This is a genomic window from Advenella sp. RU8, from assembly GCF_048381675.1.
In the GTDB taxonomy this organism is placed as follows: Bacteria; Pseudomonadota; Gammaproteobacteria; order Burkholderiales; family Burkholderiaceae_B; genus Advenella.
Window position 1 is genome coordinate 385,363 of the sequence record NZ_JBLWIS010000002.1, and the last position, 14,554, is coordinate 399,916.

Here is a 14,554-nt window from a genome sequence, read left to right on the forward strand (position 1 = left end):
TCAAAAATAATCCCCTTAAAAGGGGATTATTTTCATTAGGCGAAAATGCTTGAATTAGTTACCGGTTGCGGCAGCAACCTCAGCAGCAAAATCAGTTACTTGTTTCTCAATGCCTTCACCAACCACAAACATCGCAAAGCTAGAGATAGAAGCTTTTTTCTCTTTCAGCATTTGCTCAACGGTTTGCTTGTCATTTTTAACAAATGGCTGGGTCAACAAGGTAACTTCCTTGAGGAACTTGGCAACAGAACCTTCGACCATTTTGGTAACGATATCAGCAGGCTTGCCAGATTCTGATGCTTTTTGCTCGGCCACTGAACGCTCTTTCTCAATTTCCTCAGCAGGCACACCAGATGCATCAATAGCCTTAGGCTTGGTAGCAGCAATATGCATGGCCAAGTCTTTACCAACTTCCTGGTCGCCAGAGAACTCAACTAGCACACCAATACGTCCACCATGAACATAACTGGACAGCAAGTTTTCGGTTGCAATGCGCTGGAAGCGGCGAATCGACATGTTCTCACCGATTTTGCCAATCAGGGCTGAACGTGTAGATTCGACGGTACCTTCAGCAAATGGCAATGCAGACAATGCTTCGACGTCGGCTGGGTTTTGTTTGGCAATAAGCTCAGCCATTTGATTGACGAAGTTGATAAAGTCGTCATTTTTCGCAACGAAGTCGGTTTCGCAGTTGATCTCAACCACGGCGCCGGTTTTGCCATCTTCAGCAATGTACAAACCAACCAGGCCTTCAGCAGTAACGCGTGAAGCAGCCTTGCTGGCTTTGCTACCCAATTTGACACGCAAAATTTCTTCAGCGCGAGCCATGTCACCATCGGCTTCTGTCAGCGCTTTTTTGCACTCCATCATGGGCGCATCTGTTTTTTCGCGCAGTTCCTTTACCATCGCAGCAGTAATCGCAGCCATTTTTACTCCAGTATTTTTAAAGTCGCCCCGACTGGGCGGGGCGAATTGAATTTACAAATATGATTGATCAGCCTTGCGGGATCAATCGACAACATACCCGGTTTTCATGACAAATGAATATCGGGCAAGATGCTGTCATATTAGTTGTTGTCGTCTTCCTGAACTTCTTCAACAAACTCTTCTTCGCCTTCGACGATGGTTTCAACAAGACCATTCAGGTTTTGTTCGCGACCTTCAAGAACGGCATCAGCTACGCCTTTTGCATACAGGGCGATTGCTTTTGCAGAGTCATCGTTACCAGGAATAACGTAGTCGATGCCATCAGGTGAGTGATTGGTATCAACAATAGCAACAACAGGGATACCCAATGTACGGGCTTCCTGAATGGCAATTTTGTGGTAGCCAACGTCAATAATGAACAATACATCAGGAAGTGTATTCATATCCTTGATACCACCGATGGATTTGTTCAGTTTTTCCAGTTCGCGTTCGAACATCAGGGCTTCTTTCTTGCTCATGCGTTCTGTGCTGCCATCAGCAACAGCGGCTTCCATTTCTTTCAGACGCTTGATAGAACTTTTGACAGTTTTGAAGTTGGTCATCATGCCGCCCAACCAACGACTGTCTACATAAGGCATGCCTGCGCGTGTAGCTTCTGCTGCAATGGTTTCACGAGCAGCACGTTTTGTACCAACAAACAGGACTTTACCGCCACGGGCTGTAGTCTGGCGAATGAACTTCATTGCTTCCAGGTAATTGCCAACGGTTTTTTCCAGGTTGATGATGTGAATTTTGTTACGGCTACCAAAAATGTACTGAGACATTTTAGGATTCCAGTAACGGGTTTGGTGACCAAAGTGTACACCGGCTTCCAGCATTTCACGCATTAATGACATGATATAAAAACTCCAAAGGGTTAGTTCCTGTGTATTTTCAGCATTGATTTGTCTTTTAAAATCAACACCCTAGGAAAAAATACACGCGATTTACTGCTTAATCTAAAATGAAAATAAATGGTACAATCTGTACTTTTATTGCTTCCCTACTTAAGTAATTTCAAGTAAGCCAGCTATTCTACTATTTTTTTTATAACTTACTCAAGCAGTTATGCCAATTTTAACAAATCAAAATGACATCGACCAAATGAGGGACGCCTGCCAAACAGCCGCCTCTGTTCTGGATTATATTGCACCTTTCATCAAGCCAGGTGTAACCACCGGTGAAATCGACCGCCTATGCCTGGCCTACATGACTGATGTCCTCAAGGTTAAATCAGCCACCATTGGCTACGCACCACCAGGACACCCGCCCTACCCTGGAAGTGTCTGCGTTTCGGTCAATCATGTCATTTGTCATGGAATTCCTGGCGACAAAAAACTCAAAAATGGCGACATCCTTAATATTGATGTCACGACCATTAAAAACGGCTGGTTTGGCGATACCAGCCGCATGTTTTATGTAGGCTCTCCCACCATTTTGGCCAAACGCCTGGTAGAAAATGCCTATGAATGCCTGTGGCTGGGCATCCAGCAAGTCAAACCTGGCGCAACATTGGGCGATATCGGACATGCCATTCAAAAACATGCCGAATCCAACGTATTTTCTGTGGTGCGCGAATATTGCGGTCACGGTGTAGGCCGTAACTTTCATGAAGAACCCCAAGTATTGCATTTTGGCAAGCCAGGCGAAGGCCAAAAACTTGAAAAAGGGATGGTTTTTACCATAGAACCCATGATTAATGCGGGCCGCAAAGAATCACGGATTCTAGCCGATCAATGGACGGTGGTTACCCGAGACCATAGTCTATCCGCCCAATGGGAACACACCATCATCGTAACCGAGACCGGTTATGAAGTCCTTACCACCTCTCCGGGCATGCCTGCGCCACCCGCGTTTATCAAGCAGTAAAAACATGAATATTGCCAGCAAAGCATTACTAGTCAAACAACAGTTGAACGAACAGCAAAAACATTTGTTCAATTTATACAGGCAACAAAAAATAAGACCAGACACTTTGCTGGTATCACTTCGTAAAATTATTGACCAAGCCCTCAAAAGCCTGGTCGAATTCCATCCGCTCCCCCAAAATGCCGCATTTTGTGCGGTTGGCGGATACGGGCGCGGTGAACTCTACCCCTTTTCCGATATTGATATCCTTATCCTCCTCAAACAGGAGCCCTCGCGAGAAGAGCAAATCCGTCTTGAATCCTTTATTGCCATGCTATGGGATCTTGGTCTTGAAATTGGCCATAGCGTGCGAACGATTGATCAATGCCTTCAAGTTTCCAAAACAGACATAACCATAGAAACCTCGCTTCTTGAGTTGCGGTTTGTGCTGGGCAACCGAAAACTGGCACATGAACTGGAAAAGCAGTTCCGTGAAACCCTCAACCCGCGTGAGTTTTTCCTGGCAAAAAAACTGGAACTGCAGCAGCGCCATGCCCGTTTCAGTGATACCCCCTACTCACTTGAGCCTAACTGCAAGGAATCCCCCGGAGGCCACAGGGATCTACAACAAATCCATTGGCTGGCAAAGACGGCAGGCATGGGAACAAGCTGGCGCAACCTGGTCATGGCCGGCCTCATGACCGGCGATGAATCCAGCAAACTCAAAAAAGCGGAACAAGAATTCAAGCGCCTGCGAATCGAGCTTCATCTGCTGGCCAACAAACGGGAAGATCGCCTGCTGTTTCACATGCAACCCACATTGGCAGAAACTTACAAGATCAAACCCCAAGGTAGCAAGCGCCCAAGCGAGGTGCTGATGCAGCGATATTACAACTCGGCGCGTGTTGTTTATCAGCTTACCCAGTTTATGATGCAAAATTTTCAGGATTATTTTTTTCCTGTCACCAACGCCATGAAAATGGATATTGATGAAGATTTTTGCAGCATTCAACAAAGGCTGGACATCAAGGCGGATGACGCTTTTGAACGCAAACCACAGTTACTGTTAAAGTCATTTCTGGTGCTGCAACAGCACCCTGAACTAACAGATATGACTGTGCGCACACAGCGGGCCATTTGGAGCTCACGCTTCAGGATTGACGCTCAATTCAGGCGCAACCCGGTCAACCGTCGCCTGTTTTTGCAAATACTGCAGTACCCTACAGGCATTGTTCATAATCTGCGACGGATGACCATGCTGAACGTGCTTCCCATGTACATTCCCGCTTTTAAAAACGTTGTCGGGCAGATGCAACATGATTTATTTCACGTCTACACCGTAGACCAGCACACTTTAATGGTCATTCGCAACCTGCGACGCTTTACCATGCCTGAACATGCACGCGAATACCCCCTGGCCAGCCACCTGATTGCTTACTTTGAAAACCACTGGTTACTGTATGTGGCCGCCCTGTTTCACGATATAGCCAAAGGACGTGGAGGAGATCATTCAGAACTGGGCGCTATTGAAGTAAGAAAATTCGCTAAAGAACACAAGCTTCAGCAGGAAGATGCCAGCCTGGTTGAGTTTCTGGTTGAAAACCACCTTGTCATGTCCCAGGTTGCTCAAAAACAGGACTTATCAGACCCGCAAGTTATCCGTAACTTTATCGACCTGGTCAAAACAGAACGCAACCTGAGCGCCCTTTACCTGCTAACCGTTGCAGATATCCGGGGCACCAGCCCTAAAGTCTGGAGTGCCTGGAAAGGCAAGCTGCTGGAAGATTTATACAATCATGCACTGGCTGCCCTGGGTGGCGCACAACTGGATCGAAGCAGCATTTTGGCCCAACGCAAGAATGAAGCCATGGCATTAATCAGCCTTGCCGGCCTGGATGATGAAGACCGGGAGGCCTTCTGGTCAAAAATGGATGTAGCTTACTTCCTGCGTCATGAACCACAGGAAATTGCCTGGCACACCCGGCAATTGTACAAAACCGTATCAACTGAACAAACCGTTGTCAAAGCCCGTCCAACCGATAAAAACGAAGGTATTCAGTTGCTGGTATATACCAGGGACAAGGAAAACCTGTTCGAACTGATCTGTTCCTATTTCTACGAAAACCAGATTAATATTCTTGATGCACGCATCCATACCAGTAATGATGGTTACGCGCTTGATAGTTTTATCATTGAAAGCCTGGCATTCGGTGATGACACCCGTTCTTATGCAACCATTATTGAACATGGCCTTGTAAACAAAATCAAAAAAAAACAGCTGGAAGACTTTCAGTGCGTACTGAACCGAAGAAGCCGATTCAGCATGACGCCCGGTGTACGGCGATCACGCACTTTTCCAATTGTTCCCAGTATAGAATTGCAGCCAGACGAGCAAAGCAAATCCTGGCGACTTTCAATTACAGCCACCGATACGCCAGGTATACTTTATAGTCTTGCCGCCACTTTCAGCAGGCATAAAATCAACCTTCAAATGGCTAAAGTCATGACCTTGGGAGAACGTGTGGAAGATGTTTTTATAGTAGACGGCATTACCCTCGAAAACCCCCGCACGCAACTCCAATTTGAGCGCGACCTGCTTGAAACCCTGAAAACCCTTACCTTTCCTGATACCGGCATAAAGCAATGATTAACGAATACCTTTATTTTGCAGGACGCAGTTTCCTGTTTGTTGTGGGCACTCTGTTGCCCATCGTGAATCCACCTGCGGTCACTCCCATCTTTTGGACCATGACCAGCGGAGCCAGCACTGCCACCCGTACCCTTCTGGCCAAAAGAATTGCCATCAACGTGCTTATTATGCTTGCTTTTGCCACCGTGGCAGGCAATGTCATCCTGAGTTTTTTTGGTATTTCTTTGCCTATTGTGCGGGTAGCGGGCGGGATTCTGGTGGTAGCCAGTGCATGGCAATTGCTGAATGCCAAAGATAATGACACCGTTCACGCAGAGAAACTGGCAGAAAAATTCACAATGGAAAAAGTCAAGGCACATGCTTTTTTTCCATTGACCTTTCCCATTACTTGTGGGCCCGGCAGCATTTCCGCCGCAATCACGATTGGCGCCACCCTGCAAAGCGCCAGTCCAACTTACAGCCTGCTCAATTTAACGGGCACCATGGCTGGTATTTTTGTTGTGGCAATTATTGTATACCTTTGCCTTCGCTATGCCGCCCAACTCCTTTACAGGCTTGGATCAACCGGAACAGCCGTGTTCATGCGCCTTTCAGCTTTTATCCTGCTTTGCATCGGCGTGCAAATTGTCTGGAATGGTGCTTACGAGCTTATAATGTCCCTTTCGGGCGATATTGCCAAACTTCATTCCTGAAATAAAAACCCATATGACACAAAAAATACTTAATCTCATTGCATTTCTCTGTCTGGCTGCAGTTGGTATCGCCCTGTTTTCGCAACATGTCCTTGATATGGCTCCTTGTGCCTGGTGTGTGTTGCAGCGTCTTATATTCTTGTGCATTGCAGCGGTTTGCCTGCTGGCTAATTTTTTCAGTTCCGCCGTCGCCAAGAAAATACTTGCCCTTGCCAGTGCCGGACTTGGCGTAAGCGGCGTACTGGCTGCCTGGTATCAATATAGCGTCGCCGCCGAGATGTTTTCCTGTGACATGACTTTTGCCGACCGCTTTATCGCACGAACAACCGGGCTGGATGCTGCAGTGCCATGGCTATTTGGGATATATGCCTCTTGCATGGATGCCCGTGTTATATTCTTTGGCGTTGAATACGCCATCTGGAGCCTGATTTTGTTTGTGGTAATTATAATGATGTCTTTGGCAGTGTTATTCACAAAAAACAACACCGCCAAATAAAGCAGGATTAGTAGTTAGTGCCGTTATTGGCCGCATAACCCATATTGAATTGCAAGCCACCCTGTGGCTCTGATCTGCTGCCTTCCTGATAACGGCTGTCATGAAGGCGCTTCAGATAGGCTTCATCAATATCACCCGTGACATATTTTCCGTCAAAGCAAGAAGCCTCGTACTGGTTAATATTCGGGTTCAGGTCATGAATTGCCCGTTTAAGATCCTCCAGATCCTGATAAACCAAACCGTCAGCACCTATTTCCTTGGCCACTTCTTCAGGCGTTCTGCCGGTTGCAATCAAATCTTGCTGTGAAGGCATATCAATACCATACACGTTAGGATAGCGCACCGCAGGCGCAGCAGAGGCAAAATATACTTTATTCGCACCCGCTGCCTTGGCCATGTCGACAATCTCACGACTTGTCGTGCCACGCACAATAGAATCATCAACCAATAAAATATTCTTGCCCTTGAACTCCATGCTCATGGCATTCAGTTTTTGGCGCACGGATTTTTTACGGACGGCTTGGCCAGGCATAATAAACGTACGGCCAACATAGCGGTTTTTGATAAATCCTTCGCGGTATTCCAGTTTCAGATGGGATGCCAATTCCATTGCAGCGGGCCGGGATGAGTCAGGAATAGGCATGACCACGTCAATATCACTTAAACGCAGTTGCTTGGCTACCTTGTTGGCCAAATATTCACCCATTTTAAGACGGGCGTTGTAAACGTTTATCCCATCGATCGTAGAGTCTGGACGGGCAAAATAAACATACTCAAACAAACAGGGCGTTAACACGGGATTGTCCGCACATTGTTGCGAGGCAACATTACCGTCCAGATCGATAAACACCGCCTCACCAGGCTGAATGTCACGCAGAAAATCGAATCCGATACCTTCTATAGCAACAGATTCGGAGGCAACAATCCATTCAGTTCCCTGCTCTGTTTCAGAGCGACCCAGGCACAAAGGACGAATACCAAACGGATCACGGAATGCCAGCATGCCATAACCCGAAATATGGGCAATGACGGTATAAGCACCCTTAACCCGCTTATGGACTGCAGCCACTGCCTTGAAAATAGTAGCCGTATCCAGTGAAATGCCTTGTGCCGCATTTTGCAACTCGTTGGCAAGCACGTTTAGCAGGACTTCAGAGTCGGAATTAGTATTGATATGACGGCGGTCCACCTTGAACAACGATTCGCGCAATTCACGCCAGTTAGTCAGGTTGCCATTATGGGCAAAAGTAATGCCAAATGGTGCATTTACATAAAACGGCTGCGCTTCTTCAAGGCTGTCACTGGAGCCTGCCGTAGGGTAACGAACTTGTCCGATGCCCGAATTACCCGGCAATGAACGCATGTTACGCGTTCTGAATACGTCCCTGACCAGACCATGCGCCTTGAACATATTAAAGTTGTTGCCATTTGCCGTTGCGATGCCCGCAGCATCCTGGCCGCGATGCTGCAACAAAAGCAGGCTGTCATATATCAATTGATTAACAGGAGAGCGACCGACGATCCCGACTATTCCACACATATTGTGTATACCTATTTTTAACGATGAAAACTACTGATAAGGCAGGTAAGATCCCACATTTTCGGGCAAAAACAACGTAACCTGTTTAATCAGGTTGACTGCAGGCTCTGAAAAATGCGCATTTACCCACCATTGTTCCTGAGGAAATGGAGTGTATCCCGCAATAACAACAAGCACAAGAACAATAAGAACGCCCCGTGCCAAACCAAATAAAATACCAAGACCCTGATCTGCCGGCCCAAGGCCGGTTTTATCTATCAGCGTTCCCAGTGTTAGGTTAAGCAAACCCACCACCAGCAAAACACCGATAAAAGTCAAGGCATAACCTATTCCCATACTCAATAGGGAATTATCAATAAATTCCTGGAACCAGGGATAAACATGTGGTCCCCACCATGCAGCACCAACAAATGCAACAACATAAGCAATTAATGAGAAGAACTCCTTCAGGAATCCTCTCATTAGTCCCAGCAAGCCGGACACGGCAATAATGCCCAACGCGACATAATCAAATTCGGTCACAATGGCCTAGTTGGATGAAATGAATCCGTTGTCATAACCCAAGGTGCGCAAACGTGTCTGAGCTGCCTGAGCCGCTTCACGTGAGTTGAAGGGGCCTACCCGAAGGCGGTATTGCTGTTTGCCATTAACCATGGCACTTTGCACATAGGTGTTGGAAACACCTGATGCGATTAATTTTTCACGCCGCTCCTGGGCATCTTTGGATGAGGAATAAGAGGCAATCTGCAAAGAGTAATTTCCACTGGTTACTTTGGTTGAGCTTTTAGGCTTGACAGAAGGACTACGCCCTTCAAGCAAGGCCAAGGCGCGTGAACCATCATCGGTACGCTCTGCCTCTTTAATCGTAATTCGATTGTCAGGCCTTTTGATTTCAACCGGTTTTGAACGCTCCGTCTCCTGCTTTTTGATTGCATCTTTGGATTCAGATGTTTGAGCCTGTGTTTGGGCTTCTTGTCCAGCCAGGCTTGGGTTTTGGCTACCAGGTACTGTTGCCGTACCAGAGGCGACAGACTCAACCGGCATTTCCTGGGTTTGCTCGGGAATAATCGCTGTGTCGGATGCAACAGAACCGGTTACCTGAACGTCACCGGAAACGGTACCGTCTGTATTGACAAGCTGGGAAGTTGAAACACCGCCATTGGACTCAACACCGGGGGCAGTTGTTACCGATAACGTGCCTGCCACATTGGCATCATTATTTCTGCCAGCCACCAATGGGGCCATGGGTGGCTGCTGCTGGATAATGGGGGCATCATCATTGTTATCAAGAATAACAGGCACCACGATAATTGCCAAAAGAATCAATACAATTGCACCAATCAAGCGATTTCGGGCCTTGGCCTTGAGCGCCTGCTGCTCGGACTCACTCATTCTGGTCCGCGACCGATGATATTGATTCTGGTTATTTTGTGAATTGAACAATCCCATAAAAATCCTTGTTGAGCGTTAACGTTAGCGCTAACTTACCCTTTATTTAGCTTTTGCATAACGGCTGCCACCGTTACAAATGAACCAAAAACCACAATTCTATCATTGTCAGCCATTTTTTCCCGTGCGGCCTCATATGCGCTTACAGGTGTATCATAGACCGCAACAGTTGGCAATCCATCTTTGTCGGCAGGAAAAAGTGCCGTGATTTTATCGGCAATATCCTGGCCCGAACGAGCACGGTCGCCAGGCAAGCTTGCACAATACCAATGATCTATACGCCTGCCCATTTTTTTCAGGACTTCATCACAATCCTTGTCATTCAGCATGCCAATAACACCATGGGTATATGGAAAATAAGCCATGCCATCAAGATTGTGCGCCAGTACCGCAGCAGCGTGTGGATTATGGGCTACATCAAGAATAACGGTAGGCTGACCGGGCAAAATCTGGAAACGGCCTGGCAATGAAGCCTGCAACAACCCTTCACGAATGGCCTGAATGGGTACCGCCAGACGGCCACGAAGCGCTTCTATGGCAGCCAATGCCGCAGAAGCATTTAACAACTGGTTGGCGCCACGCAAGGCAGGATAAGCCAAGGCATTGCGGCGCTGGGTGCGTCCGGCAAAAGCCCATTGCTGTTTGTCGCCAGAATAATTGAAATCTTTACCGAACAGCCACAGGTCTGCACCAATACTGTTGGCATAATCAAGCAGCGATTGAGGCGGCTCAGGGTCACTGCAAATCGCGGGCTTCCCTGCCCTGAATATATGCGCCTTTTCAAAGCCGATTTCTTCGCGCGTATTGCCCAGCCACTGGGTATGATCAATATTGACGCTGGTTACAATAGAGCAATCTGCATCAACAATATTGACTGCATCAAGCCGGCCACCAAGCCCTACTTCAAGTACGGCCACATCAACATTATGCTGCTTGAACAACAGCAAGGCTGCCAGCGTTGTATATTCGAAGTAAGTAAGGGAAATTTCACCGCGGGCTTTCTCTATCAGGACAAGTTGCGCGACAATATCCGCGTCCTGAATAATGCTGCCATCCAACCTGATACGCTCATTGAAATGAATCAAATGCGGTGATGTGTACATGCCAACAGAATATCCGGCAGCCAGGTAGATGGATTCCAGCATGGCACAGGTAGAGCCCTTGCCATTGGTGCCACCTACGATGATTTTGACACCAGACCAATTGATATCCATGCGTCTGGCAACTTCTCTAACGCGATCCAGGCCCATATCAATGGAAGTTGAATGAATGGATTCAAGATAAGCCAGCCATTCATCCAGAGAATGCTGTTCAGTAGGTACGGCAGTCATTTCAATATATTTAAATACTTAACGGTTAATCGACTATTTTAAGCGACACCAAGAAAAAACTCTCTTGATTTTCCGGAAAACCGGAAAATAAGAGAGTTTTAATCCTGAAACAAAAACGCTATTATTTGCGTCTGCTTGGGGGTAAATCGGTGCAACTGCCATGGGCAGCTTCTGCCGCCATGCCAATCGACTCACCTAATGTTGGATGCGGATGGATGGTTTTGCCTATATCCACCATGTCAGCCCCCATTTCAATAGCCAGAGCCACTTCACTGATCAAGTCGCCAGCGTGCGTTCCCACAATACCGCCACCTAAAATACGATGGGTTTCCGCATCAAAAATCAGCTTGGTGAAACCTTCATCACGACCATTGGCAATAGCTCTACCAGAAGCTGCCCAAGGGAAAAGACCTTTTTCAATCTTGATACCCTCTTTTTTGGCCTGTTCTTCGGTAAGCCCAACCCATGCCACCTCAGGATCCGTATAAGCCACGGAAGGGATAACCCTGGCATCAAAGAAGCTTTTCTGGCCGGCAATCACTTCGGCTGCCACATGGGCCTCATGAACCGCCTTATGCGCCAACATGGGTTGCCCCACCAGATCCCCGATAGCAAAAATATGGGGAACGTTAGTACGCATTTGTTGGTCAACCGCAATAAAGCCGCGCTCACTAACCTGTACACCCGCCTTTTCCGCACCGATTTTTTTGCCATTGGGGGAACGACCTACAGCCTGCAGTACCAAATCGTAGCGTTGCGGTTCTTTGGGCGCGCCTTCACCTTCAAAAGTCACCCAAATACCATCCTCTTTCGCTTCGGCAGCAACCGTTTTCGTGTTTAACATGATATTGTCAAAGCGAGGCGCATTCATTTTTTGCCAAACCTTGACCAAATCACGATCAGCACCTTGCATCAGGCCGTCTTGCATTTCAACCACATCAAGACGGGCACCCAAAGCAGAATAGACGGTTCCCATTTCCAGTCCGATAATGCCTCCACCAACAATCAGCATCTTTTTGGGAATGGACTTAAGCGCCAAGGCACCGGTTGAGTCAACAATGCGATCATCCTCGGGCAAAAACGGTAATTTTACCGACTGGCTTCCTGCCGCAATAATGGCATTTTTGAAGGCCAGTGTTTCAGTCGTGCCATCAGCTTTGGCAACGGCTAGATGATGACTGTCTGTAAACTCGCCAACACCTGTTACCACCATAACCTTGCGGGCCTTGGCCATGCCAGCCAGGCCACCGGTAAGCTTGCCAATAACACTGTCTTTGTAACCGCGCAACTTATCCAAATCTATAACGGGTTCACCAAACACAATCCCATTAGCGGCCAGATGCTTGGCTTCTTCCAGAACCGCCACATTGTGCAGCAGGGCCTTAGATGGAATGCATCCGACATTAAGGCAAACACCGCCAAGGGTAGCGTAACGCTCAACCAGCACTACCTTCAGGCCAAGATCGGCAGCACGGAAGGCAGCCGAGTATCCGCCCGGACCGGCACCAAGCACCAGCACATCATAGGCATTTTCTGAAATACCTGCTGAGGCAACTGGCGTAGATACAGTAGGGGTTGCTGCAACTACCTGCCCAACAGGCGGAGTGGTAGCAGCCGGTGTCACTTTGGGATCGGCCTGGTTGCTATCCAGCGTTAAAATCACGCTGCCTTGAGCTACCTTATCACCCAGCTTGATGTTAAGCGACACCACTTTTCCGGCAGCAGATGAAGGAATTTCCATGGAGGCCTTGTCAGACTCCACGGTAATCAGGCTTTGCTCCTCGGCAACCACATCACCAGGTGATACCAGGATTTCAATAACCTCAACGCTATCAAAATCACCAATATCAGGTACTTTAACTTCGATTTGACTCATTTTTGACCTCTGCCCTTAGATTAATACCCGGCGGAAGTCCGCCAGCAATGAACCCAAATAGGCATTGAAACGCGCAGCAAGCGCACCATCAATAACCCTGTGATCATAGGACAATGACAGAGGTATGGTCAGGCGTGGCTCAAAAGCCTGGCCATTCCAAACCGGTTTATAAGAAGAACGGCAAACACCCAGGATTGCCACTTCAGGCGCATTGATAATGGGCGTAAATGAAGTACCGCCAATCCCGCCTAATGAAGAAATGGTAAAACAGCCGCCCTGCATTTGTGATGGAGAAAGTTTTCCATCACGGGCCAGCTTGGCCAGTTCAGCCGTTTCTTTGGCAATGTCGGTAATCGACTTTTTGTCCGCATCTTTAAGCACTGGCACAACCAACCCATTTGGCGTATCAGCGGCAAAACCAATGTGAAAATATTTTTTCAAGACCAATTGGTCGCCATCGAGCGATGCATTGAATTCAGGGAATTTTTTCAGGGCAGCAACCACTGCCTTGATAATGAAAGCCAACATGGTGAACTTGATACCGGCTTTCTCATTCTCTTTGTTCAGTTTTACCCGAAGTGCTTCCAAATCGGTAATATCCGCCTCATCATTATTGGTAACATGAGGAATCATGACCCAGTTACGATGCAGGTTGGCACCTGAAATTTTCTTGATACGCGACAAGGGTTTGGCTTCGATCGGGCCAAACTTGGCAAAATCAATTTTTGGCCAATCAAGTACCGACAAACCGCCAGCCCCAACACTAGTGCTGGTGGTAGTGGAATGTGCGCTCATGGCAGCAGTGAGGGTTGCCTTCACATATTTGCGCACATCATCCTGTGTAATCCGGTTCTTTTCACCAGTCCCTTTCACTTGGGCAAGATCCACACCCAGTTCACGTGCAAACTTGCGCACAGAAGGAGAGGCATGCGGCAAGTTACGACTTGGCAATGCAGTAGGTGCAAAAGAAGCGGTAGGCGAAACCCTGAACTCAGAAGGAACCGTGGCCGTTTCATCAATGCGGTCGGAACTAGGCAGCTTCACCATGGTTTGCGTAGCTTGCGCCGCCTGCTGAGGTTGTGCTGGTACTGGCGCAGCGCTGGCATTAGCACCGTTAGTGCTAAGCTCCAACACCAAAGATCCCTTGGCGACCTTATCTCCAACCTTTACTGCTATTGCGGTCACTGTCCCTGCATGGGATGATGGAATTTCCATGGAGGCCTTATCAGACTCCACGGTTATCAGGCTAGACTCTGCCTCTACGGTATCGCCAACCGCCACCAAGAGTTCAATTACCTCAACCTCACTAAAGTCGCCGATATCAGGTACAACAACGCTTACCGTCCCACCCGCGACCGCTGGTGCTGGCTGCACAGCCGCTGGCGCTTCTGCAGCCGCTTGGCTAACAGCAACCGCGGTCTCCTCAGCCGCTGCAGGAGCAGCCTGCACGCTGGCCTCACCAGCGGCCTCCAGCTCAAGAATCACGCTGCCTTCTTTAACCTTGTCACCCAATTTCACTTTCAGGCTTTTCACAACGCCGGCTTCTGAAGACGGGATTTCCATAGAGGCCTTATCAGACTCAACGGTAATCAGACTTTGTTCCGCCTTAACATGATCTCCAACAGCAACCAGTAATTCGATGACCTCAACCTCACTGAAATCTCCGATATCCGGCACTTTAATTTCTAACAATTTACTCATATCGA

12 protein-coding genes are annotated in these 14,554 nt (G+C 47.9%); 4 read left to right on the top strand and 8 right to left on the bottom strand.

Translation table 11 applies throughout. The features are described 5' to 3' along the window. Positions 1–54: 54 nt before the first annotated feature. Positions 55–927 carry a translation elongation factor Ts gene (gene tsf, locus ACM5Q9_RS04360; protein ID WP_418143506.1) on the bottom strand — a complete coding sequence of 291 codons (873 nt, stop codon included), beginning with the start codon at positions 925–927 and terminating at the stop codon, positions 55–57. Positions 928–1,067: 140 nt separating this feature from the next. Beyond that, on the bottom strand, positions 1,068–1,823 hold the full coding sequence (rpsB, locus tag ACM5Q9_RS04365) for a 30S ribosomal protein S2 (protein ID WP_418143507.1): 756 nt from the start codon (positions 1,821–1,823) through the stop codon (positions 1,068–1,070). 211 nt (positions 1,824–2,034) lie between these two features. Between rpsB and map the strand changes: the two genes are divergently transcribed. The 4 genes from map to ACM5Q9_RS04385 are packed head-to-tail and all read left to right on the top strand — an operon-like array spanning position 2,035 to position 6,652. Further along, on the top strand, positions 2,035–2,835 hold the full coding sequence (gene map, locus ACM5Q9_RS04370) for a type I methionyl aminopeptidase (RefSeq protein ID WP_418143508.1): 801 nt from the start codon (positions 2,035–2,037) through the stop codon (positions 2,833–2,835). A 4-nt stretch (positions 2,836–2,839) separates the two neighbouring features. Beyond that, positions 2,840–5,461, top strand: a complete 2,622-nt coding sequence (locus ACM5Q9_RS04375) for a [protein-PII] uridylyltransferase (protein WP_418143509.1) — start codon at positions 2,840–2,842, stop codon at positions 5,459–5,461. Further along, positions 5,458–6,156, top strand: a complete 699-nt coding sequence (locus ACM5Q9_RS04380; protein WP_418143510.1) for a MarC family protein — start codon at positions 5,458–5,460, stop codon at positions 6,154–6,156. The genes ACM5Q9_RS04375 and ACM5Q9_RS04380 overlap by 4 nt, the downstream gene beginning before the upstream one ends. A gap of 13 nt (positions 6,157–6,169) precedes the next feature. Continuing rightward, complete coding sequence (locus tag ACM5Q9_RS04385; RefSeq protein ID WP_418143511.1) at positions 6,170–6,652, top strand: disulfide bond formation protein B; 483 nt, start codon at positions 6,170–6,172, stop codon at positions 6,650–6,652. Positions 6,653–6,659: 7 nt separating this feature from the next. Here the strand turns inward: ACM5Q9_RS04385 and purF are convergent, their stop codons facing one another. The 6 genes from purF to aceF all read right to left on the bottom strand — a co-directional run bounded on the left by purF (position 6,660) and on the right by aceF (position 14,549). Continuing rightward, positions 6,660–8,192 (bottom strand): amidophosphoribosyltransferase, encoded by a 1,533-nt coding sequence (gene purF, locus ACM5Q9_RS04390; RefSeq protein WP_418143512.1) that lies wholly within the window; start codon positions 8,190–8,192, stop codon positions 6,660–6,662. Between the two features lie 30 nt (positions 8,193–8,222). Continuing rightward, a complete protein-coding gene (locus tag ACM5Q9_RS04395) occupies positions 8,223–8,714 on the bottom strand; it encodes a CvpA family protein (RefSeq protein WP_418143513.1) in 492 nt (163 codons plus the stop codon). Between the two features lie 6 nt (positions 8,715–8,720). Next, complete coding sequence (locus tag ACM5Q9_RS04400; RefSeq protein ID WP_418143514.1) at positions 8,721–9,584, bottom strand: SPOR domain-containing protein; 864 nt, start codon at positions 9,582–9,584, stop codon at positions 8,721–8,723. A 92-nt stretch (positions 9,585–9,676) separates the two neighbouring features. Then, positions 9,677–10,972, bottom strand: coding sequence for a bifunctional tetrahydrofolate synthase/dihydrofolate synthase (gene folC, locus ACM5Q9_RS04405; protein WP_418143515.1), 1,296 nt, complete (start codon positions 10,970–10,972; stop codon positions 9,677–9,679). Between the two features lie 121 nt (positions 10,973–11,093). Then, complete coding sequence (lpdA, locus tag ACM5Q9_RS04410; RefSeq protein ID WP_418143517.1) at positions 11,094–12,848, bottom strand: dihydrolipoyl dehydrogenase; 1,755 nt, start codon at positions 12,846–12,848, stop codon at positions 11,094–11,096. Between the two features lie 15 nt (positions 12,849–12,863). Then, positions 12,864–14,549 (bottom strand): dihydrolipoyllysine-residue acetyltransferase, encoded by a 1,686-nt coding sequence (gene aceF / locus ACM5Q9_RS04415; protein ID WP_418143518.1) that lies wholly within the window; start codon positions 14,547–14,549, stop codon positions 12,864–12,866. Positions 14,550–14,554 lie beyond the last annotated feature (5 nt).